Genomic DNA, 23,277 nt, shown 5'->3' with positions numbered 1-23,277 from the left:
CACGGGCCGGCCCAGAAGAGCCGGCACCGAAAGGGAAGTGTGAACAATGAAGCAGATTTCCGGCGGCGTCACCGCACCCATCGGCTTTACGGCGGGCGGTATCCGCTGCGGCGTGAAGAAGGGCCTGGCGGACGGCAACCAGCCCGTGGTCGCCTCCATGACCGACTATCTCTCCGGCAAGAAGGACCTGGCCATGATTCTCTCCGAGCAGGAGTGCACGGCGGCGGCCATGTACACCATGAACCGGGTGAAGGCCGCGCCTCTGTACGTCACCATGGAGCATCTGGAGGACGGCGTGGCCAAGGGCATCATCGCCAACTCGGGCAACGCCAACGCCTGCGCCCCCCAGGGCCACGAGAACGCCAAGAAGATGTGCGAGGCGGCTGCCGCCGCCACCGGCCTGAAGCCCTCTGATTTTGTGGTGGCCTCCACCGGCGTCATCGGCCAGACCCTGAACATCGCCGCCATTGAGGCGGGGGTGCCCGTGCTGGCGGGCCAGCTGAAGAAGGAGGGCGGCTCTGACGACGCGGCCCACGCCATCATGACCACCGACACGGAGAAGAAGGAGATTGCCGTCACCACCGTCATCGGCGGCAAGACCGTGACCATCGGCGCCATCGCCAAGGGCTCGGGCATGATCCACCCCAACATGGGCACCATGCTCTGCTTTGTTACCACCGACTGCGCCATCACCCACGAGATGCTCCAGGACGCCCTCCACGAGATCGTGCCCCGCACCTTCAACCGGGTCACCGTGGACGGGGACACCTCCACCAACGACATGTGCGTGGTGCTGGCCAACGGCATGGCGGGCAACCCCCTCATTGAGTGGAAGGACGACAACTACACCCTCTTCGCCCAGGCCCTGCACCATGTCTGCGAGTACTTGGCCAAGTGCATCGCCGGGGACGGCGAGGGCGCCACCCGGCTGGTGACCTGCCGGGTGTGGCAGGCCCGCAGCGAGGAGAGCGCCGAGCGCCTGGCCAAGGCGGTGGTGGGCTCCCCTCTGGTGAAGGCGGCCATGTTCGGCGCCGACGCCAACTGGGGCCGTGTGCTGTGCGCCATGGGCTACTCCAAGGCCCCCTTCCGGCCCGAGTACGTGGACGTGAAGTTCGCCTCCGACCTGGGGGAGATCCTGGTGTGCCAGAAGGGCGCCGGTGTGGACTTTGACGAGGAGAAGGCCAAGAACATCCTCTCCCGGGACAGCGTGGTCATCGACGTGTGCCTCCACGAGGGGGACCACGAGGCCTCCTGCTGGGGCTGCGACCTGACCTATGACTATGTGAAAATCAACGGGGATTACAGAACCTGATAACCCCCATGGAGGCGAAGGCAATGTCCGATACCCACGTGGAGCGGGCCAAGGTTCTGGCCGAGGCCCTGCCCTATATTCAGAAGTACTACGGCAAGACCGTGGTGGTGAAGTACGGCGGAAATGCCATGATCTCCGACGAGCTGCGTCATGCGGTCATCTCCGACATCATCCTGCTCCACCTGGTGGGCGTCCACGTGGTGGTGGTCCACGGCGGCGGGCCGGAGATCAGCGACATGCTGAAGAAGATCGGCAAGGAGTCCCACTTTGTGGACGGCCTGCGGTACACAGACCGGGAGACCATGGATGTGGTCCAGCAGGTGCTCTGCGGCAAGGTGAACAAGAACCTGACCGCCATGATCAACCACATGGGCGGCCGGGCCATCGGCCTGTGCGGCCTGGATGCGGGGCTGCTCATGGCCCGGCAGCTGAATGAGAAGTACGGTCTGGTGGGGGAGATCACCCACGTCAATCCCGCTATCGTAAACGACAGCCTGAACGACGGCTACATCCCGGTCATCTCCACGGTGGCCCAGGGGGAGGACGCCGAGACAGCCTACAACATCAACGCGGACACGGCGGCGGCCAAGCTGGCGGTGGCGCTGAAGGCCGAGAAGCTCATCCTGCTCACCGACGTGCGGGGCCTCCTGCGGGACCCCCACGACGAGGACACCCTGCTGCCTGTGGTGGAGCTGTCCCAGGTGCCCGGCCTGGTGAAGGACGGGGTCATCACCGGCGGTATGATCCCCAAGGTGGACTGCTGCGTGGAGGCGGTGCGCTCGGGCGTGAAGAGCACCATCATTCTGGACGGGCGCATTCCCCACTCCATTCTCATCGAGCTGCTGAGCGACGAGGGCGTGGGCACCATGCTGCTCTGATCAAAAAACGGCGAAGCCGTTTTTTGTGCGGAGTTTTCTCCCACGCGCATGTCGCCGGAGAAAACAGACCGGATTTTTTTCGCGTCTGAGGACGCGAACTCTGCGAGGCTTTGCCGCGCTGTGGCAGACTCGCCAAGGGAGAGAGTCAAAATGACCCATGAAGAGCTAAAACAATTGGACCGCCAGTATGTGATGCAGACCTACGGCCGCTTTGACGTGGACCTGGACCACGGCAGCGGCGCCACGCTGTACGATCTGGCGGGCCGGGAGTACATCGATTTTTCCAGCGGCATCGGCGTCAACTCGGTGGGCTATGCCCACCCCAAGTGGGTGAAGGCGGTGGCCGACCAGGCCGGAAAGCTGGCCCACATCTCCAATCTGTTCTACTCCCAGCCCTACGCCAGGCTGGCCGAGCAGCTCTGCCGCCGGGCGGGCATGGCGGACGCCTTTTTCGCCAACTCTGGCGCCGAGGCCAACGAGGGCATCATCAAGCTGGCCCGCAAGTACAGCTTTGACAAGTACGGCAAGGGGAGAGGGACCATCATCACCCTGAAGAACTCCTTCCACGGCCGCACCATCACCACCCTGACCGCCACCGGCCAGGAGGTGTTCCACAACTATTTCTTCCCCTTCATCGACGGCTTCCGGTACGCCGAGGCCAACAACATGGAGAGCGTGGCCCAGGTGGCGGGGCACGACGTGTGCGCCGTCATGCTGGAGCTGGTCCAGGGTGAGGGCGGCGTGCTGCCCATGGACCAGGACTTTGTCCACGAGCTGGCGGTGCTCTGCGCCGAGCGGGACTGGCTGCTGCTGGTGGACGAGGTCCAGACCGGCGTGGGCCGGACGGGCACCCTCTTCGCCTTCCAGCAGTACGGCATCCTGCCCGACGCGGTATCCTTCGCCAAGGGCATCGCCGGCGGCCTGCCCATGGGCGGCTTCATGGCGGGGGAGAAGTGCCGGGACGTGCTGGGGCCGGGCACCCACGCCACCACCTTCGGCGGCAACCCCATCTGTGCCGCCGCGGCCCTGGCGGTGCTGGACATCCTGGACGAGGACACCCTGGCCCAGGTCAAGGAGAAGGGAAATTACCTCCGCACCCGGATCGAGGGCATGGGTCTGGACTGCCTGGGGGCCACCCGGGGTCTGGGCATGATGATCGGCGTGGAGGTGACCGGCGGACACACCAACAAGGAGCTGGCCGCCAAGCTGATCGACAACGGCCTGCTGGTGCTGACGGCGGGCAAGGCCCTGCGTCTGCTGCCCCCGCTGGTCATCACCCGGGAGGAGATGGACAAGGGCCTGGAGATTATGGAGAAGACCCTGAAGGGTCTGTAACGGAAGGAGTACATGAACATGCAGAAGGACCTGCTCAAGCTGCTGGACCTGACCAAGGAGGACATCATCAAGATCCTCAACGTGGCCGACCAGATGAAGTACAACCAGAAGCACGGACTGACCCACAACTACCTCCAGGGCAAGACCGTGGCCATGATTTTTGAGAAGAACTCCACCCGCACCCGTGTCTCCTTTGAGACCGGCATGTTCCAGCTGGGGGGCCACGCCCTGTTCCTCTCCGGCAAGGAGAGCCAGATCGGCCGGGGCGAGCCCATCGAGGACACCGCCCGGGTGCTCAGCCGGTACTGCGACGGCATCATGATCCGCACCTTCGGCCAGGATGAGGTGGAGACCCTGGCCAAGTATGCCTCCATCCCGGTCATCAACGGCCTGACCGACTTCGCCCATCCCTGTCAGGTGCTGGCCGACCTGATGACCATCCGGGAGCACAAGGCCCGGCTGGAGGGCCTGAAGATGTGCTTCATCGGCGACGGCAACAACATGGCCAACTCCCTCATCGTGGGCGGTCTGAAGTGCGGCATGGACGTGTCGGTGGCCTGCCCCGAGGGGTACGACCCGGACCAGAAGGTGCTGGACTTTGCCAAGACCGTCACAGGTAGCAAGTTCCAGCTCTGCCGGACGCCCCAGGAGGCCGCCGTGGACGCCGACGTGATACTCACCGACGTGTGGGCCTCCATGGGCCAGGAGGGGGAGAAGGCCGCCCGGGAGAAGGCCTTCGCCGGCTTCCAGGTCAATGACGCCCTGATGGCCCTGACCCACGAGGGATGCATGGTGCAGCACTGCCTGCCCGCCCACCGGGGCGAGGAGATCACGGCGGAGGTCTTCGAGGCCCACGCCGATGAGATCTTCGACGAGGCGGAGAACCGCCTCCACGCCCAGAAGGCGGTCATGTTCCTGCTCATGGGCGGCGAGCACGCCTGATAGAACCATAAAAAACAGCCCTGACACCTGGTGTCAGGGCTGTTTTTGTTTCAGAGGAAGCCGGTATATGTCCAGTCCGTCTATGTTTCCCACGAAAGAGAACCCGTTCTTCCGCGCGATTTGCCCTGTGGCGGTCTGTGCGGGCAGGCATTCTATAACCAAATTATCCGTCCTGTTCCGCGCATCCTCCACGAGACATCGCGTCAGCTCACCGGCGTACCCCTTGCCCCACTGGCTTTTGCGCAGGACCCAGCCGATCTCATAGGAAGCGGCATCGTAGGGGTGATAGATGACATACCCTGCGAATGTTCCGCTGCAATCCTCCACCGCATAGATCAGCGGCGCTTCTGCCAGCCCGCAGCGGTGCAGGAAGACCTTGGCTGCCTCTCTGGTGTACGGCGCTTCCAGGTATTTCATAACATCTTCATCAGACAGCAGATCATATAAGTCATCCAGATCCTCCGCCTGAAATTTTCGGATTCGCAGTCTCGCTGTATGCATGATGGTTTACCGCCCAATTTGGATTTGCCTTTCGGCCATGGTGGAAAAGCGGCGGCAACTTGGCCTTTGCCAGGCTGCCGCCGTACGTTTGGCTGTGTTTTGCTGCCCTGTGGGCATTACTTGCTGCGAATGAAGAGGATGCCCAGGGTGTTGGGGCCGCAGTGGGTGGACACGGTGCAGCCCGCTCTGGTCACCAGGATCTCCTTGAAGGAGGCGTATTTGGCGATGGCGGCCCGCACCTCGTCCAGGGTGTCCTGGGGGGCGGTGGAGTAGGTGATGAAGATCCGGTCGTTTTCCAGGTCGGTCCGGCCCTGGAGCCGGTCCTTCACGTAGTCCAGCACGCACTTCTCAAAGGTGCCCCGGTACTTTTTGGCCACGCCCATCTTGCCGTCCTTCACCTCAATGCAGGGCTTGAGCCGGAGCAGATTGGCCCCCAGCATGGCCACGGCGGAGCACCGGCCGCCCTTGACCATATAGTCCAGTCGGTTGAGGATAAAGCTGGCCTCCACACGGCCTGTCAGGTCCTTCAGGTAGGAGACGATCTCCTGCGGCGCCATGCCGGTCTCGGCGGCCAGGGCGGCCTCGATGACCACCAGGCCGTGGCCGGTGGACAGATTGCGGGAGTCCACCACGTACACGTTGTCAAACTCCTCCGCCGCGATGCAGGCGTTCTGGTGGCAGGAGGAGAACTCGGCGCTGATGTTGATATGGATGACCGCGTCATAGTCGGGGGAGAGGCGGGCGAACACATCCCGGTACTCGCCTACGCTGACCGCGGTGGTGGAGGTGATGTCCCCGCCGGCGTCCACATGGCGGAAGATGTCATCAGACGAGATCTCCAGCCCATCCCGGTAGGGCTTACCGTCCTTGACGATGGTGAGGGGGACGATCTCCACCTGGTAGCGGCTGACCAGCTCGGGGGAGAGGTCGCAGGTGCTGTCGGACGTAATTTTGATGGACATAACGACTCCTTTCCAGCGGCAGGGGAACGGCGGGCGCGCTGTCAAATAAAAATCAGTAGGCCGGACAGCTGGGAAAATAGCCTGAACCATGTCGAATTGCTGCTTCTATTTTAACCGTCAAAAAATGGATTGTCAATCCGCGGCAGGGGAGGGGGAGACAAATTAAGAACAAATTGAAAAATCTTATCGCAACCCCTATGCAAAAGAGAAAAGTTATATTAAAATAAAGTGAATTACAATGCTCCCCCGCGGGGGGAAATCAATACGGCAATGAAAGGGTCGAGTTTATGACGGAACCTCAGTATAAGCGGGTACTCATTAAGATCAGCGGCGAGGCGCTGGCGGGAGATGCCTCCCGGGGCCTCAATTTTGATGTGATCAACAGCGTGTGCAGCGTCATCAAGAAGTGCAGAGACAAGGGCGTCCAGGTGGGCGTGGTCGTGGGCGGCGGCAACTTCTGGCGGGGCGTGAAGGACGGCGGCGGCAAGATGGAGCGCACCCGTGCCGACCACATGGGCATGCTGGCCACCACTCTGAACTGTCTGGCCCTGGCCGACGTGCTGGAGCAGATGGACGTGGAGGTCCGGGTGCAGACCGCCATCGAGATGCGCGCCATCGCCGAGCCCTATATCCGCTCCCGTGCCATCCGGCACCTGGAGAAGGGCCGGGTGGTCATCTTCGGCTGCGGTACCGGCAATCCCTTCTTCTCCACCGACACCGCCGCTGTGCTCCGGGCCGCCGAGATCGACGCCGACGCCATCCTGCTGGCCAAGAACATCGACGGCGTCTACTCCGCCGACCCCAACAAGGACCCCACCGCGGTGAAGTACGACTCCATCACCTACGATGAGATCCTGGCCCGCCACCTCCAGGTGATGGACTCCACCGCCACCTCTCTGTCCATGGATAACAAGATCCCTGTCATTCTCTTCGCCCTCAAGGACCCGGAGAACATCTACCGGGTGATCATGGGAGAAAAAATCGGAACAATTGTCAAGGAGGCACAGTGAGATGAACGAAGCCAACAAGGAATTTGACGCAAAGATGCAGAAGACGGTGGACGTGGTGAAGAGCGACTTCGCCAGCGTCCGCGCCGGCCGCGCCAATGCCGCCGTACTGGACAAGATCACTGTGGACTATTACGGCGTGCCCACCCCCCTGAACCAGGTGGGCGGCATCTCCTCCCCCGACCCCCGCAGCCTGGTCATCCAGCCCTGGGACGCCAAGCTGCTCAAGCCCATCGAGAAGGCCATCCAGACCTCCGATCTGGGCATCAATCCTCAGAACGACGGCCGTGTCATCCGCCTGAACTTCCCCCAGCTCACCGAGGAGCGCCGCAAGGACCTGACCAAGCAGGTCCGCAAGTACGCCGAGGCGGGCAAGGTGGCCATCCGCAACATCCGCCGGGACGCCATGGACAAGTTCAAGGCTCTGGAGAAGAAGTCCGAGATCACCGAGGACGACCGGAAGGAGCTGGAGAAGGAGCTCCAGGACATGACCGACAAGCGCTGCAAGCAGATCGATGAACTGACCGAAAAGAAGGAAGCCGAGCTGATGGCCGTGTAACGGCCTGGCCGGCACAGCGAACGCATACGCACGGTCCCGGGCATGTGCCCGGGGCCTGTGCCGAAGATTGCCACGCCAGCATGTCGTGGGCGCGTTCCGGCACCGCCGGAGAAGAGTCCGCGCCCTGTGCCGGCGTGGCAATCCGCGTCTCCCGTCTCCGGCGCCAGTTATCAGGATAAAAGGATAGAGGATATCATGCCATTTTTTAAGCCAAAGGAAGACACCGCCGCTCTGGTGGACTTCGATCACCTGCCCCGGCACGTGGCCATCATCATGGACGGCAACGGCCGCTGGGCAAAGAAGCGGGGCCTGCCCCGCACGGCGGGCCACGCCGCCGGCGCGGAGAATTTCCGCACCATCGCAACCTACTGCAAGGAGATCGGCCTGGAGTACCTGACGGTCTACGCCTTCTCCACCGAGAACTGGAAGCGGCCCGCGGAGGAGGTCTCCGCCATCATGGGCCTGCTGAAGAAATACCTGATCGAGGCCATCGGCAAGATGGAGCGGGACCGGGTCAAGATGTGCTTTTTCGGCGACCTGTCCCCGCTGCCCCAGGAGCTCCGGGACCTGTGCGAGCAGACCAAGGAGATCTCCAAGCACTACGAGGGCGTACAGGTCAACATCTGCCTGAACTACGGCGGCCGGGATGAGCTGGTGCGGGCGGCCAGGGCCTTTGCCCTGGACTGCGCCGCCGGAAAGGCCGACCCCAACCACCTGACCGAGGCCCAGTTCGGCAATTATCTCTTCTCCGCCGGGGTCCCCGACCCCGATCTGGTCATCCGGCCCAGCGGGGAGGAGCGAATCTCCAATTTCCTGCTTTGGCAGTCGGCCTATGCGGAATACTATTTTACAGATGTTCTCTGGCCTGACTTCAATCGAGACGAGCTCCACCGGGCGCTGGCCGCCTACCAGCACCGTCAGCGGAGATTTGGAGGTGTCATCAATGGTTAAACGAATTGCGGTGGCGGTGGTGTGCATCCCGCTTCTGTTTGTGGTGTTCTTTGTGCTCCCGGAGATCGCCATTCCCATCATGATCTCCGTGCTGTCCATGCTGGCCCTCCATGAGGTGCTGTGGTCCACGGGCTTTGTGAAGAACGCCTGGATCTCCGGGCTGTCCATCGCCCTGTCCGGCGTGGTGCCCTTCTGGGTGTATATCGGCCAGGGCATGCGCTCGGCCCTGTGCGGCATTTTCATCTACTTTGTCTGTATCTTCGTGGTGGCCATCTCCAGCCACTACACCGTGACCCTGGAGAAGATGGGCGGCTCCTTCTTCTTCGCCATGCTGATCCCCTACTTCCTGTCCACCTTTGTGCGGATCGACCAGCTGCCTCTGGCGGACTACCTGATCCTCCTGCCCCTGGTGGCGGCCTTCACCAGCGACGCCTTCGCCCTCTTTGCAGGCATGGCCTTCGGCAAGCACAAGCTGGCCCCTGAGCTCTCCCCCAAGAAGACGGTGGAGGGCGCTGTGGGCGGCCTGGTGGGCGCCATCGTCTGCTGCCTGATCTACGGCGTGGTCATGCAGCTGGGCTTCCAGCTGAAGGTCAACTATGTGCTGCTGGCGGTGTACGGCCTGCTGGGCAGCCTGGTGTCCCAGCTGGGCGACCTGTCCTTCTCCTATATCAAGCGGCAGTACGGCCTGAAGGACTTCGGCAACATCTTCCCCGGCCACGGCGGCGTGCTGGACCGGTTTGACAGCGTCATCTTCTGCGCCCCCCTGATCGAGATCCTGATCTACTGGCTGCCCGCCATCAGCGCGTAACAGGGGAGCGTCCACCTCACGTAAGGAGTGGATTGCGGATATGAGAAGAATTTCCCTTCTGGGCTCCACCGGCTCCATCGGCAGGCAGTCTCTGGACGTGATCTCCGCCTGCGGCATGACCGTGGCGGCCCTGACTGCCAACCGGGATGTGGAGCGGATGGAGGCGCAGGCCCGGCAGTTCAAGCCCGAGCTTGCAGTGATGATGGACCCGGCTGCGGCCGCGGACTTGCGGGTCCGGCTGGCGGATACGGACATCCGGGTGGCCTCCGGCCCCGAGGGCCTGGAGGAGGCCGCCGCTCTGCCCTCCGCCGACACGGTGATCACCGCCGTGGTGGGTATGGTGGGGCTGAAGCCCACCCTGGCGGCCATCGCCCGGGGCAAGCGCATCGCCCTGGCCAACAAGGAGACCCTGGTGTGCGGCGGCGAGCTGGTGATGTCGGAGGCGGAGCGCTATGGCGCGGAGATCGTGCCCGTGGACTCGGAGCACTCCGCCCTGTTCCAGTCCCTCCAGGGCTGCCGGGACAGGGGAGAGGTCCGCAGGCTGATCCTCACGGCCTCCGGCGGCCCCTTCTTCGGGTACACCAGGGAGCAGCTGGAGCATGTCACCCTGGACCAGGCCCTCAAGCACCCCAACTGGTCCATGGGCGCAAAAATCACCGTGGACTCCGCCACCCTGATGAACAAGGGCCTGGAGTTTATCGAGGCCATGCGGCTCTACCACATGCCGCCGGAGAAAATTTCCGTGGTGGCGCACCGGGAAAGTATAGTCCACTCCCTGGTGGAATACTGTGATAATGCCATGATCGCCCAGCTGGGCAGCGCGGATATGCGCCTGCCCATCCAGTACGCCCTCACCTGGCCCGCCCGGACGGAGGCGGTGGCAAAGCCTCTGGACCTGCTGACCTGTCCGCCTCTCCACTTCGCGCCGCCGGATATGGAGGCCTTCCCCTGCCTGGGGCTGGCCATCGGCGCGGCACGGACGGGGGGCACCGCCACGGCGGTGCTCAACGGGGCCAACGAGGCGGCTGTGGGGCTGTTTCTGGAGCGGAAGATCGGCTTTATGGACATTCCGCGGCTGGTGGAGCGAGCCCTCAGCCAGGTGGCCCCGGTGTACGGCGGCGGCCTGGCGGAGATTCTGTCCGCCGACCGGGCGGCCCGGGACGCGGTGCTGTCCGCCCAGGGAACCCAACGCTAGGAGAAGCATTCTATGATCATCGTCTATATCCTCATCGCAATCTTGATGTTCGGACTGCTCATCGCGGTCCATGAGTTGGGCCATTTCGTCGCGGCCAAGGCCGTGGGCGTCAAGGTCAACGAGTTTGCCGTCGGCATGGGCCCCCGCATCTTCCACCGGCAGAGGGGGGAGACCGAGTACACCATCCGACTCTTTCCCATCGGCGGCTTCTGCGCCATGGAGGGGGAGGAGGAGGACTCGGGGGACCCCCGGGCCTTCGGCAACAGGCCGGCCTGGCAGCGGCTGATCGTGCTGGCCGCCGGTGCGTTCATGAACTTCCTGACCGGCGTGCTGATTTTCGTCATCCTCTTTGCGGGGACCACCAGCTATGTCACCCCGGTCATCGCCAGTTTTATGGACGGCTTTTCCGCCCAGGGCCAGGACGGCCTGATGGCCGGAGACCGGATTGTGGAGGTGGACGGCCACGCCATCTACCTCCAGGAGGACATCAGCCTGTTCTTCAACCGGGCCGGCGAGGTGATGGATATCACCGTGGTGCGGGACGGGGAGCGGGTGAAGCTGGAGGACCTGTCCATGCCCTGGCTGGCCATGGCGGACGAGAACGGCAACCCGGTGCTGGATGAGAACGGCAACCAGGTCCTCAAGCGGGGCATCAATTTCACCATCGCCCAGGCCAATGCATTTGACCGGCTGCGGCTGGCCTGGTATAATTCCATTGACACCATCCGCCTGGTGTGGGTCAGCCTGGGCGACCTGTTCACCGGCGCGGTGGGCATCCGGGATATGTCCGGCGCGGTGGGCATCGTGACCATGATGAGCGACGTGGGCAATCAGGCCCAGGAGAGCGCCCAGGCCACCGGGCAGAACTGGGTGGCCGCTGTGGCCAGCAGCATCGCCTATTTTGTGGCCTTCATCGCCATCAACCTGGCGGTGATGAACCTGCTGCCCATTCCCGCCCTGGACGGCGGACAGATCCTGTTCCTCATTGTGGATAAGATCTACAATCTCTTTTCCAAACGGCACATCGCCCAGAAATATCTGGGGTATATCAACGCGGCCGGTTTCATCTTCCTCATCGGGCTGATGATCCTGGTGGCCTGCTCCGATGTGCTCAAGCTGTTCGGCAAATAAAAGGAGAGACGGCAGTCTCCCGACGGGCACCTCTCCTCCTGCATGGGAGGGGAGGTGCCTGTCCCTAGACATAAGGTGAACGGGGGAGATACCTATGACAAAGCAGATCATGGTGGGCAAGGTGCCCGTGGGCGGCGGTGCGCCGGTGACCATCCAGTCCATGTGCAATACCCGCACCGACGACGTGAAGGCCACAGTGGAGCAGATTCTCCGGCTGGAGGCCGCGGGCTGCGAGATCATCCGGGTGGCGGTGCCCGACATGGCGGCGGCCAGAGCGGTGGGCGCCATCCGGGAGCAGATCCATATCCCGCTGGTGGTGGACATCCACTTTGACTACAAGCTGGCCCTGGAGTGCGTGGCCGCCGGGTGCGACGCGGTGCGCATCAACCCGGGCAACATCGGAGGGGAGGACCGGGTGAAGGCTGTGGCCAATGCCTGTAAAGTGAAAGGACTTCCCATCAGAATTGGCGTCAATGGCGGGTCCCTGGAGAAGCCGCTGCTGGCCAAATACGGCGGCGTCACCGCCGAGGCCCTGGTGGAATCCGCCTTCGGCCACATTGAACTGCTCAACCGGTACGACTTTGACGATATCTGCGTGTCCCTCAAGTCCTCCAGCGTGCCCATCACCATGGCGGCCTACCGGCTGATGAGTGAGAGAAGTAGTTATCCTTTACACCTTGGCGTCACCGAGACGGGCACGCCCCGCATGGGCGTGCTGAAGTCGGCGGTGGGCATCGGCGGCCTGCTGGCCATGGGCATCGGCGACACCATCCGGGTGTCCCTGTCCGCCGACCCCATCGAAGAGGTGTATGCCGCCCGAGACATCCTGAAGGTGTCCGGCGTGCGGAGGGAGGGCCCGGAGCTCATCTCCTGCCCCACCTGCGGCCGCACCCGCATCGACCTGATCGGCCTGGCCCAGCAGGTGGAGGAGCGGCTCCAGAGTGTGACCAAGCCCATCACCGTGGCGGTGATGGGGTGCGTGGTCAACGGACCCGGCGAGGCCTCCGCCGCCGACGTGGGCATCGCCGGGGGAGACGGCGTGGGCCTGCTGTTCCGCCGTGGGGAGATCGTGAAAAAGGTGCCCCAGGAGCAGCTGGTGGACGAGCTGTTCCAGATGATCGACGAACTGTGATAAGCCCGGAGCGGGGAACCCCCTGTTCCGGTGTGAAACCGTGTGTGGGAGCGTTGGTGCTATGCCTGAGCAAAAGATACCCTTTCTGACATTGTTTTCCGCCTGGCAGCCAGGGGAGGAGCTGGCGGCCCTGGCCGCCGGATGTACGGTCACTGGAGCGGTGATCGACCGGACGACCCGGTCCATCTCCGCCCGGGTGGAGTGCCCGTCCCTGCCCGGCGACGATCTGCGCCGCCGCTGGGAGCGCTCTCTGGCCGACGCCTACCAGGTGGGGCAGGTGATGCTGGAACTGCTGTGTCCCCGCAGCGAAGCGGCGGCGCCTGAGGTGCCGCCTGCACCGGAGGCCCGGCCGGAACCTCAGCCCATCCCGGAGCCGCCCGTGGAGCAAGGGCCTTCCGTTCCGGAGGAGGTGCCCGCCCCTGAGGAGCATCCCCACCGGGAGACGGAGGCCGAGGCGGCCTTCCGCCGCACCGAGGAGATCCGCCGTGAGGCCCTCCAGAAGCTGAAGATCTGCCGCCCTGCCGCTAAAAAGCCGGACAGCAAAAAGGGAGGCGGAAAGCTCATCTTCGGCCGCCGGGAGATCAAGGGCGAAGTGACGGCCATGAAGAGCCTGAACCTGGACATGGGCACCGTCATCGTCAAGGGCGACGTGTTTGCGGTGGAGCACAAGGAGCTGAAGAAGCGGGGCGCCTGGGTCATCGGCTTTGACATGACCGACTACACCGGCTCCATCCACATCAACAAGTTTTTCCCCGGTGAAGAGGGCAAGCCCATCGTGGACAACGTGAAGGAGGGCATGCACCTGCTGGTCCAGGGCAAGCTGAACGTGGACCGGTTCTCCGGCGAGATGGTGCTGGAGCCCTACGCCATCATGGAGGGGAAGAAGGAGACCAAGCAGGACAACGCCCCGGAGAAGCGTGTGGAGCTCCACCTCCACACCACCATGTCCACCATGGACGCCCTGACCCCCACCAAGTCTGTGGTCAAGCGGGCGGAAAGCTGGGGCCACCGGGCCATCGCCATCACCGACCACGGCGTGGCCCAGTCCTTTCCGGACGCCTGGCACGCCGCCAAGGACATCAAGGTGCTCTACGGCGTGGAGGCCTACTACATCAACGACGTGGACGACCGGGTGGTGGTCCACGGGGAGCAGGAGCAGGACTTCACCGGCGAGGTGGTCTGCTTCGACATTGAGACCACCGGTCTGGACAACCGGCGGGATGTGATCATCGAGATCGGCGCGGTCATCCTGCGGGGGGGCGAGATCGCCGAGACCTTCGATACCTTTGTCTCTCCCGGCCGTCCCCTGAGCCGGGAGATCGTGGAGCTGACCAGCATCACCGACAAGATGCTGGAGGGGGCTCCCTCCCAGGAGGAGGCCATCCGGGCCTTTCTGGACTTCGCCGGGGACCGGCCTCTGGCCGCCCACAACGCCGAGTTCGACATGGGCTTTATCGCCGAGGGCTGCCGCCGGTACGGCATTCCCTTTGAAAAGACCTCTATCGACACCCTGATCCTGGCTCAGAACCTGCTGCCCGACCTGGGCAAGTACAAGCTGGACATTGTGGCGGAGCACCTGCGGCTGCCCCCCTTCAAGCACCACCGGGCCGACGCGGACGCCGGCATGGTGGCCTACATGCTGGTGCCCTTCTTCAAGATGCTCCAGGACCTGGGCATCCACACCCTCCAGTCCATCAACCCGGAGATGACCCGCCTGCGGGTGAAGGGCAAGGCCCGCCGCCAGCCCAAGCACCTGATCGTGCTGGCCAAGAACAACATGGGCCTGCGCAACCTGTATACCCTCATCTCCAAGTCCCATCTGGAGCACTTCAAGCGGTACCCCATCATGCCCAAGAGCCTGATCAACCAGTACCGGGAGGGCCTGATCCTGGGCTCCGCCTGTGAGGCGGGCGAGCTCTTTGAGGCGGTGGTCAAGCACAAGGACTTCAATGAGCTTAAGCGTATCGCCTCCTGGTACGACTTTTTGGAGATCCAGCCCCTGTGCAACAACGGCTTCATGCTCCGCAAGGGCATGGTCCAGAGCGAGGAGGAGCTGCGGGACTTCAACCGCACTATCGTGGCCCTGGGCAAGGCCCTGGACAAGCCGGTGTGCGCCACCGGCGACGTCCATTTCCTGGACCCGGAGGACGAGATCTACCGCCACATCCTGCTGGACACCAAGGGCTTTGAGGACTGCGACGCGCCTCTGCCCCTGTATTTCAAGACCACGGAGGAGATGCTGGAGGAGTTCTCCTACCTGGGCAAGGAGGACTGCTACAACGTGGTGGTCCGCAACACCAACCTGGTGGCCGACTGGTGCGACCGCATCAACCCTCTGCCCAAGGGCCTGTTCGCCCCCAAGCTGGAGGACTCCGCCGGGGAGCTGTCCCGGCTGGTGTGGGGGAAGGCCAAGTCCCTCTACGGCGAAGAGGTGCCCCAGATCGTCTCCGACCGCATCAACGCCGAGCTGGGAGACATCCTGAAGCGGCACTACGACGTGATCTACATGTCCGCCCAGAAGCTGGTGCAGAACTCTCTGGAGCACGGCTATCTGGTGGGCTCCCGGGGCAGCGTGGGCTCCTCGCTGGTGGCCTTCATGTCGGGCATCACGGAGGTCAACTCCCTGCCGCCCCACTACCGCTGCCCCAACTGCAAGCACTCCGACTTTGAGATCGCCAAGGAGCTGGGGGCGGGTTGCGGCGCGGATATGCCCGACGCGGTGTGCCCGGTCTGCGGCGCCCAGTACGCCAAGGACGGCTTCAACATCCCCTTCGAGACCTTCCTGGGCTTCGGCGGCGACAAGGTGCCCGATATCGACCTGAACTTCTCCGGCGAGTACCAGGCCAAGGCCCACCGGTACACCTTTGAGCTCTTCGGCGAGACCCACGTGTTCCGGGCCGGCACCATCGGCACGGTGGCGGAAAAGACCGCCTTCGGCTACGTGAAGAAGTACCTGGAGAAGCGGGGCATCCACGTGCCCCGGGCGGAGGAGAACCGGCTGGCCCAGGGCTGCACCGGTGTCAAGCGCACCACCGGCCAGCACCCCGGCGGCATGGTGGTCATCCCCCAGAACCGGGAGATCTACGATTTCTGCCCCGTCCAGCACCCCGCCGACGACCCCAACACCGACATCGTCACCACCCACTTCGAATATCACTCCATGGAGTCCAACCTGCTGAAGCTGGACATGCTGGGACACGATGACCCCACCATGATCCGCATGCTGGAGGACCTGACCGGCGTCAACGCCCGGACAGACATCCCTCTGGACGACAAGAAGACCATGTCCCTCTTCACCTCCTCGGAGGAGCTGGGGTTTGTGGACGACCCGGTGCTGGGCCCCACCGGCGCGGTGGCCATCCCCGAGTTCGGCACCTCCTTTGTCCGGGGCATGCTGGAGGACACCAGCCCCAGCGAGTTTGATATCCTCATCCGCCTGTCCGGCTTCTCCCACGGCACCGACGTGTGGCTGGGCAACGCCAAGGAGCTCATCGTCAACCAGGGCATCCCGGTCGGCCAGGCCATCGGCTGCCGCGACGACATCATGCTCTTCCTCATCTCCTGCGGCATGCCGGAGAAGCGGTCCTTCAAGATCATGGAGTCGGTCCGAAAGGGAAGGGGCCTGCCCGAGGGTGCGGAAGAGGAGATGAAGGCCGCCGGCGTGCCCGACTGGTACATCGGCTCCTGCAAAAAGATCAAGTACCTGTTCCCCAAGGCCCACGCCGTGGCCTACGTGATGATGGCCTTCCGCATCGCCTGGTTCAAGGTCCACCGGCCTCTGGCCTTCTACGCGGCCTATTTCTCCATCCGGGCCAAGGCCTTTGACGAGACCTATATGTGCCGGGGCATGGACGTGGTGAAGGCCAAGATGAAGGAGATCAAGGCCAAGGACAAGGAGGCCACCGCCGTGGAGCAGGACATGCTCACTACGCTGGAGGTATGCTACGAGTTCTATCTCCGTGGCTTCACCTTTGAGCATGTGGACCTGTACAAGTCCCACGCCATCAACTTCATCTTCAGCCAGACCAACGACAAAGCGCTGATCCCGCCCTTCTCGGCCATCCCCGGCCTGGGCGAGACGGCGGCCTGGTCCATTATGGAGCAGCGGGAGGGCAAGGAGTTCATCTCGGTAGAGGAGTTTTCCGCCGCCTGCCCCAAGGTATCCAAGACCCATATTGAACTGCTCAAAGCCGCCGGCGCCATGGACGGAATGCCGGATACCAGCCAGATGACCCTGTTCTGAGACATTTTTCCTGCGGCTGCGCAGGCAGTCGGCATGTTCCGGCCGCCTGTGCAGCCGCTGCTTTTCCGCGGCGGACAGCCAAGAGTGGACAGCGGCTGAAAAAACCTTGACTTTAGTATGGTAATGTGCTACCATGGAAAAGCAAAAATCGGGCATAGGAGGATTTTACGTGAATTACACGGTACATACCCCCGAGGGCACCCGGGACCGGCTGTTTGCCGAGTGCCGGGAGCGGCGCCAGGTCCAGCAGGCCCTGACGGCGCTTTTCCGCCGCCGCAGCTATGCGGAGATCATCACCCCCGAGGTGGAGTTTTACGACCTCTTCCTCCAGTCGGGCAATCCGCTGCCCCAGGAGGCCATGCTGAAGATCATCGACCGTTCCGGCAAGATCATGGTCATGCGGCCTGACTGCACCACCCCCATCGCCCGGGTGGCGGCCACCAAGCTGCGCACCGTACCTCTGCCCCAGCGGCTCTACTATGACCAGACCGTGTTCCGTTCCGGGCAGGAGCACCGGGGCGGCAGCAGTGAGATCGCCCAGTGCGGCGTGGAGCTCATCGGCGCGGGGGGGAAGAAGGCCGACCTGGAGATGGTGGCCCTGGCCGTGGACGCGCTGAAGGCCGCCGGGCTGGAGCAGTTCCATGTGGAGCTGGGCCACGTGGGCTTCTTCCGGGAGCTGACCGCCCGGGTGGATATGCCCGCGGCGGCGGCGGAGCAGATGCGCTCCCTCATCGAGGGCAAGAACTTCGCCGCCCTCAACGACCTGCTGGAGCCCTATGACGGACAGAGCGCCGTCCGGCCCCTCCGCCGCCTGCCCTACCTCTTTGGCGGGGCCGAGGTGCTGGATGAGGCGGATACCCTCTCCGGCGGCAGCGACGCCCTGGACTACCTGCGGGACCTGTACGGCGAGCTGAAGCACGCGGGCTATGGGGAGCACATCCGCTTCGATCTGGGCCTGGTCCATCAGATCGACTACTACACCGGCGTGGTCTTCCGGGGCTACGTGGAGGGGGCGGGGGACGCCGTTCTCTCCGGCGGACGGTATGACAAGCTGGTGGGCGCCTTCGGACGGCCCGCCCAGGCCACCGGCTTTGCTGTGGACGTGGACGCGGTGGCGGCCTGTCTGCCCGCCGTGTCTTCCGCCGGGCTGGAGATGCTGATCCACTACGGAGACGGGGAGTTTGCCAGGGCGCTGGCAGTGCTGGACGCCCGGAAGCCCGGCTCCTGCGAGCTGTCCCCCTGCCGGGCGCTGGAGTCCACCCTCAGCCTGGCCCGTGAGAAGGGGGCGCCCGTGGTACTGGTGCTGGAAAACGGCGGAGAGAGGATGGTGGAGGTATGAGTCAGAATCTGAGGATCGCCCTGACCAAGGGCCGCCTGCAGGACAAGGCAGTGGCCCTCTTTGAGGCCATGGGGCTGGACTGCACCCCCATCAAGAACCCGGGCCGCCGTCTGATCCACACCATCCCCAACTACCCTCTGGACGGGGTGCTGGCCAAGGCGCCCGACGTCATCACCTACGTGGAGCACGGCGTCTGCGACCTGGGTATCGCCGGGAAGGACACCATCCTGGAGCAGGGGGGCGCCTTCTACGAGGTGTTGGACCTGGGCTTTGGCAAGTGCCGCTTCGCCCTGGCGGTGAAGGAGGGCAGCGACTTCTACGGCACCTACAAGACCCGGCGCATCGCCAGCAAGTACCCCAATGTGGCCCGGACCTTCTTCGCCAAGAAGGGCATGGACGTGGACATCATCAAGATCGAGGGCAGCGTGGAGCTGGCCCCCATCCTGGGCCTGGCCGACGCCATCGTGGACATTGTGGAGACCGGCGCTACCCTGAAGGAGAACGGACTGGTGCCCATCGAGACCGTGGCGCCGGTGAGCGCTCGGCTGATCGTCAACACAGCCAGCATGAAGCTCCGCAAGGCGGAGATTCAGGATTTTATCGCCAGATGTGAGCGGGAATTGGAGAAAAAGTGATGCTGGAGATTATCCGTGCCGACGGAACGTCGGAAAAGAATAAAATTGCCGCCATGCGGGCCAGAGCGGCCGAAGTGAGTGCGGACGTGGACCGCGCGGTGGCTGATATACTGAGCAATGTAATGGAAAATGGCTTTGCAGCTGTCAGGGAGTATTCCCTCCGCTTTGACAAGGCGGAGCCCAGGGAGATCTCCCGGGAAGAGCTGGATGCGGCCTACGCCTCCTGCTCCCCGGAGCTGATCGGGGCCATGGAGCGGTCCGCCGCCAACATCCGGGATTACAATGAGCATTTGCTCACCCGCACCATGGAGTGGCGCTCGCCTGACGGCGGCGTGGTGGGCCGGGTGGTCCGCGGCCTGACCCGGGTGGGCATCTACGTGCCCGGCGGCACGGCGGCCTACCCCTCCTCGGTGCTGATGAACGCGGTGCCCGCCAAGGTGGCGGGGGTGGAGGAGATCGTGATGGTCACGCCCCCCACCGAGAATCTGAACAGCGCCGTGCTGGCCGCGGCCAGGATCGCCGGGGTGGACCGGGTCATTGCGGTGGGCGGCGCCCAGGCGGTGGCCGCCCTGACCTACGGGGCCGGGTTCATTCCGCGGGTGGACAAGCTGGTGGGGCCGGGCAACGCCTTTGTGGCGGCGGCCAAGCGGATGGCCTACGGCAAGCTGGATATCGACATGGTGGCCGGGCCCTCCGAGGTGCTGGTCATTGCCGACGGCAGCGCCAACCCGGTGTACGTGGCCGCCGACCTGCTGAGCCAGGCCGAGCACGACAAACTGGCCTCCGCCGTGCTGCTGACCACCAGTATGGAGCTGGCCCAGGCGGTGGACAAGGAGATCATCCGACAGACCGGGTATCTCAGCCGCAGCGAGATCATGGAGGCCTCCCTCCGGGACTTCGGCTGCGCTATTGTCTGTGACACCCTGGACGGCTGTGCCGCCCTGGCCAACGAGATCGCTCCCGAGCACCTGGAGATCGTGACCGAGGACCCCCGGGCCCTGCTGCCCGCCATCCGCAACGCCGGCGCGGTGTTCCTGGGGGCCTGGTCCCCGGAGCCTCTGGGGGATTACATGGCCGGACCGGACCACGTACTGCCCACCAGCGGCACCGCCCGCTTCTTCTCGCCCCTGAGCGTGGACAGCTTCCTCAAGACCATGAGCGTCATCTCTTATGAGCGGGAGCAGCTGGCGCCGGTGAAGGACCAGATCATTGCCCTGGCCGAGGCGGAGCGGCTCACCGCCCACGCCAACGCCATCCGGGTGCGCTTTGAAGATGCGCCGGCCAAGGAGGAATTTTGATGGAGAGCCGTGTGTACAAGGCGGGGGACGCCCCTGTCCGGGCCTATACCATGGAACGTAAGACCAAAGAGACCCAGATCAGCGCAAACCTCTGTCTGGACGGGGGAGAGGTGAAGGTGTCCACCGGCATCGGCTTTTTTGACCACATGCTCCACGCCCTGGCCTTCTACGCAGGCTTCGGCCTGGAGCTGGAGGCCAGGGGGGATATGGAGGTGGACGGCCACCACACCGTGGAGGACACCGGCATCGTCCTGGGGCAGGCCTTCCGGCAGGCCATCGGCGACCGGAAGGGCATCCGCCGCTTTGCCAGCGCCTACGTGCCCATGGACGAGGCCCTGGGCTTTACCGCTCTGGACATCTCCAACCGCCCCTTCCTGGTCTATGAGGCGGAGATGCCCCAGGAGCGCATGGGGGAGTATGACGCCTGCCTCACCGAGGAGTTCATGCGGGCCTTCGCGGTCAACGGGGGACTGACCCTGCACATGAAGGCACTCTACGGCCGCAACGCCCACCACATCACCGAGGCCCTGTTCAAGTCCCTGGGCCTGGCCCTGAAGGACGCGGTGAAGGTGGAGGGGTGCGGCGTCACCTCTACCAAGGGGGTGCTGTGATGGGCTATACCGCAATCGTGGACTACGGCGTGGGCAACCTGAAGAGCATTGCCAACGCCATGGATTATCTGGGCCTGCCCACCCGGGTCACCGACGACGCCGGGACACTGGAGCGGGCCGACGCCATCATCCTGCCCGGCGTGGGGGCCTTCCCCGACGCGGCGGAGCGCCTGCGCCGGTCCGGGCTGGACAAGGTGGTGGTGTCCCAGGCGGAGCGGAAGCCCATCCTGGGCATCTGCCTGGGGATGCAGCTGCTCTTCGACATGGGAGAAGAGGTGCGGGAGTGTAAAGGCCTTGGACTTGTCCATGGCCGCGTCAAGCGGATTGAGACCGACCGGAAGCTGCCCCACATCGGCTGGAACAGCCTGACCTTCCAGAATGACGGCCCCATCTTCCGGGGACTGGAGGACGGCGCGTGGGTGTACTTTGTCCACTCCTATTGCGGTGTGGCCGCGTCGGAGGAGGACGTGATCGCCCGCACGGAGTACGGCGTGTCGGTGGTGGCAGCGGTGCGCAGCGGCAATGTGTACGGCTGCCAGTTCCACCCGGAGAAGAGCGGGGAGACCGGCCTGCAAATCCTGAAAAACTTTGGGGAGCTGAACCGATGAAACTTTTTCCTGCCATTGACATGAAAGATAGTAAGGTCGTAAGGCTTTACAAAGGAGATTTTGCAACGGTCCACCAGGTTGCCGACGATCCCCTCACTGTAGCCCGTGCTTTTTACGAAGCGGGAGCGCGCCACATCCACATGGTGGACCTGGACGGGGCCCGCAGCGGTGTGCGGGTCAACTTCCCCATGATCTATCAGGTCATCCAGAACTCCGGCCTCAAGGTGGAGCTGGGGGGCGGCATCAAGACCGAGCTGGACGTGATTACCGTGGGTGAGGCCGGGGTGGACCGGCTGGTCATCGGCTCTGCGGCGGTTACCAACCCCGGCCTGGTGTCCTATGCCCTGGGGCTCTACGGGGACCGGGTGGCCGTGGGCATCGACAGCCTCAGCGGCAAGGTACGCACCGCCGGATGGGAGGAGAACTCCGGCCTGGACTACCTGGAATTCGCCGCAAAAATGGAGTCAATTGGCGTAAAGAATATTATCTTTACAGATATTGCGACAGATGGGATGCTGTCCGGCCCATCCTATGACCAGCTGGCACAGCTCCAGAAGACGGTGTCCTGCAACATCACCGCATCAGGGGGCGTATCCTGCCTGGACGACATCAAGCGCCTGCGGGATATGGGCCTCTACGGCGCCATCATCGGCAAGGCCTACTATGCCGGGACCATCGACCTGGCGGAGGCGGTAAAGGAGGCTGGGGACCAGTGCTAGCCAAACGGATCATTCCCTGCCTGGACGTGCGGGACGGCCGGGTGGTCAAGGGAGTCAATTTTGTCAACATCCGAGACGCGGGCGACCCGGTGGAGCTGGCCAAGTACTACTCGGACGCGGGGGCGGACGAGATCGTCTTTCTGGACATCACCGCCACCAGCGACAACCGGGACACCGTGGCCGACGCGGTGGAGCGGACAGCGGAGCAGGTCTTTGTGCCCCTGACCGTGGGGGGCGGCATCCGCACCCTGGAGGACTTCCAGCTGCTGCTCCGGGCCGGGGCGGACAAGATCTCGGTGAACTCGGCGGCAGTGAAGGACCCCACCCTCATCTCCCGAGCGGCGGAGCGGTTCGGCTCCCAGTGCGTGGTGCTGGCCATCGACGCCCGCGGCAGGGGAGACGGCACCTGGGAGGTGGTGACCGCCGGCGGCCGCAACCCCACTGGGCTGGACGCGGTGGAATGGGCCAGAGAGGGCCAGCGGCTGGGGGCGGGGGAGATCCTCCTCACCTCCATGGACGCCGACGGCACCAAGGCGGGCTTTGACCTGCCCATGACCAAGGCCATCACCCAGGCGGTGGGCATTCCAGTCATCGCCTCGGGGGGCTGCGGGAGTCTGGAGCATTTTGCCCAGGTCTTTGAGGAGACCGGCTGCGACGCGGCCCTGGCGGCGTCCCTCTTCCACTTCGGCGAGCTGACCGTGGAGGAGGTCAAGGAGTACCTGCGGGACCGGGGCATCCCGGTCCGCCGGCCGGAGAAGAGCGAGTGGATGGGAGGCCGTCTGCATGTTTGATTTGGACCAGCTGTTTCAGAAGTCGGAGCTGATTCCGGTGATCATCCAGGACGCGGACACCCTGGAGGTGCTGATGCTGGGCTTCACCAACAAGGAGGCGGTGGAGCTGACCCTGAAGACCAAGACCGCTTGGTTCTGGAGCCGCAGCAGGCAGAAGCTGTGGAACAAGGGGGAGACTTCGGGCCATTTCCTCCACGTGGAGCGGATGGTCACCGACTGCGACACCGACACCCTGCTCTACTTCTGCCATCCCGTGGGTCCCACCTGCCACACCGGGGCGCGGAGCTGCTTTTTCCGGGAAATTTCAATGGAGGAATGAC

General features: G+C 63.9%; 22 protein-coding genes. 20 read left to right on the top strand and 2 right to left on the bottom strand.

Annotation, left to right across the window (positions count from 1 at the left end; all coding sequences use genetic code 11):
* The first annotated feature begins 46 nt into the window (after window positions 1-46).
* From argJ to argF, 4 genes are all read left to right on the top strand, one after another.
* A complete protein-coding gene (argJ, locus tag WMO64_RS02025) occupies window positions 47-1,312 on the top strand; it encodes a bifunctional glutamate N-acetyltransferase/amino-acid acetyltransferase ArgJ (protein WP_349230835.1) in 1,266 nt (421 codons plus the stop codon).
* Window positions 1,313-1,335: 23 nt separating this feature from the next.
* A complete protein-coding gene (argB, locus tag WMO64_RS02020) occupies window positions 1,336-2,190 on the top strand; it encodes an acetylglutamate kinase (RefSeq protein WP_349230834.1) in 855 nt (284 codons plus the stop codon).
* A gap of 150 nt (window positions 2,191-2,340) precedes the next feature.
* Entirely contained in the window at window positions 2,341-3,525 is a 1,185-nt protein-coding gene (locus WMO64_RS02015; protein WP_294521983.1) for an aspartate aminotransferase family protein, read from the top strand.
* Window positions 3,526-3,543: 18 nt separating this feature from the next.
* Window positions 3,544-4,467 (top strand): ornithine carbamoyltransferase, encoded by a 924-nt coding sequence (gene argF / locus WMO64_RS02010; RefSeq protein ID WP_349230833.1) that lies wholly within the window; start codon window positions 3,544-3,546, stop codon window positions 4,465-4,467.
* Between the two features lie 33 nt (window positions 4,468-4,500).
* Here the strand turns inward: argF and WMO64_RS02005 are convergent, their stop codons facing one another.
* Both WMO64_RS02005 and WMO64_RS02000 read right to left on the bottom strand, forming a co-directional pair.
* Window positions 4,501-4,968: a GNAT family N-acetyltransferase gene (locus WMO64_RS02005; RefSeq protein WP_349230832.1), complete on the bottom strand. Its 468-nt coding sequence runs from the start codon at window positions 4,966-4,968 to the stop codon at window positions 4,501-4,503.
* A 116-nt stretch (window positions 4,969-5,084) separates the two neighbouring features.
* Window positions 5,085-5,930, bottom strand: a complete 846-nt coding sequence (locus WMO64_RS02000; protein WP_294521993.1) for a DegV family protein — start codon at window positions 5,928-5,930, stop codon at window positions 5,085-5,087.
* A gap of 287 nt (window positions 5,931-6,217) precedes the next feature.
* On the opposite strand from WMO64_RS02000, the gene pyrH reads away from it, so the two are divergent.
* The 16 genes from pyrH to hisI all read left to right on the top strand — a co-directional run bounded on the left by pyrH (window position 6,218) and on the right by hisI (window position 23,276).
* Complete coding sequence (gene pyrH, locus WMO64_RS01995; RefSeq protein ID WP_349230831.1) at window positions 6,218-6,940, top strand: UMP kinase; 723 nt, start codon at window positions 6,218-6,220, stop codon at window positions 6,938-6,940.
* 1 nt (window position 6,941) lies between these two features.
* A complete protein-coding gene (gene frr, locus WMO64_RS01990) occupies window positions 6,942-7,496 on the top strand; it encodes a ribosome recycling factor (RefSeq protein WP_294520015.1) in 555 nt (184 codons plus the stop codon).
* A 195-nt stretch (window positions 7,497-7,691) separates the two neighbouring features.
* The gene (gene uppS, locus WMO64_RS01985; protein WP_294520012.1) at window positions 7,692-8,447 is read left to right on the top strand and encodes an undecaprenyl pyrophosphate synthase; all 756 of its coding nucleotides are present in this window, start codon (window positions 7,692-7,694) and stop codon (window positions 8,445-8,447) included.
* Window positions 8,440-9,255: a phosphatidate cytidylyltransferase gene (locus WMO64_RS01980; RefSeq protein WP_294520010.1), complete on the top strand. Its 816-nt coding sequence runs from the start codon at window positions 8,440-8,442 to the stop codon at window positions 9,253-9,255. Before uppS ends, WMO64_RS01980 begins: the two co-directional genes overlap by 8 nt.
* Window positions 9,256-9,295: 40 nt before the next feature.
* Entirely contained in the window at window positions 9,296-10,450 is a 1,155-nt protein-coding gene (gene dxr / locus WMO64_RS01975) for a 1-deoxy-D-xylulose-5-phosphate reductoisomerase (protein WP_349230830.1), read from the top strand.
* Window positions 10,451-10,462: 12 nt separating this feature from the next.
* Window positions 10,463-11,581 carry a M50 family metallopeptidase gene (locus tag WMO64_RS01970; protein ID WP_294520003.1) on the top strand — a complete coding sequence of 373 codons (1,119 nt, stop codon included), beginning with the start codon at window positions 10,463-10,465 and terminating at the stop codon, window positions 11,579-11,581.
* Between the two features lie 94 nt (window positions 11,582-11,675).
* Window positions 11,676-12,713 (top strand): flavodoxin-dependent (E)-4-hydroxy-3-methylbut-2-enyl-diphosphate synthase, encoded by a 1,038-nt coding sequence (gene ispG / locus WMO64_RS01965; RefSeq protein WP_349230829.1) that lies wholly within the window; start codon window positions 11,676-11,678, stop codon window positions 12,711-12,713.
* Window positions 12,714-12,774: 61 nt separating this feature from the next.
* Complete coding sequence (locus WMO64_RS01960) at window positions 12,775-16,956, top strand: PolC-type DNA polymerase III (RefSeq protein WP_349230828.1); 4,182 nt, start codon at window positions 12,775-12,777, stop codon at window positions 16,954-16,956.
* A gap of 169 nt (window positions 16,957-17,125) precedes the next feature.
* Complete coding sequence (hisZ, locus tag WMO64_RS01955; protein WP_294519993.1) at window positions 17,126-18,295, top strand: ATP phosphoribosyltransferase regulatory subunit; 1,170 nt, start codon at window positions 17,126-17,128, stop codon at window positions 18,293-18,295.
* On the top strand, window positions 18,292-18,930 hold the full coding sequence (gene hisG, locus WMO64_RS01950) for an ATP phosphoribosyltransferase (protein WP_294519990.1): 639 nt from the start codon (window positions 18,292-18,294) through the stop codon (window positions 18,928-18,930). The genes hisZ and hisG overlap by 4 nt, the downstream gene beginning before the upstream one ends.
* On the top strand, window positions 18,930-20,228 hold the full coding sequence (gene hisD / locus WMO64_RS01945; RefSeq protein WP_349230827.1) for a histidinol dehydrogenase: 1,299 nt from the start codon (window positions 18,930-18,932) through the stop codon (window positions 20,226-20,228). Before hisG ends, hisD begins: the two co-directional genes overlap by 1 nt.
* Window positions 20,228-20,839, top strand: a complete 612-nt coding sequence (hisB, locus tag WMO64_RS01940; RefSeq protein WP_349230826.1) for an imidazoleglycerol-phosphate dehydratase HisB — start codon at window positions 20,228-20,230, stop codon at window positions 20,837-20,839. Before hisD ends, hisB begins: the two co-directional genes overlap by 1 nt.
* Window positions 20,839-21,447 (top strand): imidazole glycerol phosphate synthase subunit HisH, encoded by a 609-nt coding sequence (gene hisH / locus WMO64_RS01935; protein WP_349230825.1) that lies wholly within the window; start codon window positions 20,839-20,841, stop codon window positions 21,445-21,447. The genes hisB and hisH overlap by 1 nt, the downstream gene beginning before the upstream one ends.
* On the top strand, window positions 21,444-22,166 hold the full coding sequence (hisA, locus tag WMO64_RS01930; RefSeq protein ID WP_294519977.1) for a 1-(5-phosphoribosyl)-5-[(5-phosphoribosylamino)methylideneamino]imidazole-4-carboxamide isomerase: 723 nt from the start codon (window positions 21,444-21,446) through the stop codon (window positions 22,164-22,166). Before hisH ends, hisA begins: the two co-directional genes overlap by 4 nt.
* On the top strand, window positions 22,160-22,957 hold the full coding sequence (gene hisF, locus WMO64_RS01925; protein WP_349230824.1) for an imidazole glycerol phosphate synthase subunit HisF: 798 nt from the start codon (window positions 22,160-22,162) through the stop codon (window positions 22,955-22,957). Before hisA ends, hisF begins: the two co-directional genes overlap by 7 nt.
* On the top strand, window positions 22,950-23,276 hold the full coding sequence (gene hisI / locus WMO64_RS01920) for a phosphoribosyl-AMP cyclohydrolase (protein ID WP_294519972.1): 327 nt from the start codon (window positions 22,950-22,952) through the stop codon (window positions 23,274-23,276). Before hisF ends, hisI begins: the two co-directional genes overlap by 8 nt.
* Window position 23,277 lies beyond the last annotated feature (1 nt).

Origin of the sequence: Pseudoflavonifractor intestinihominis, assembly GCF_040096055.1 — a bacterium.
Classification (GTDB): domain Bacteria; phylum Bacillota; class Clostridia; order Oscillospirales; family Oscillospiraceae; genus Pseudoflavonifractor; species Pseudoflavonifractor intestinihominis.
The sequence above is the reverse complement of the archived record's forward strand: the minus strand, read 5'-3'. Positions and strand labels throughout refer to the sequence as shown.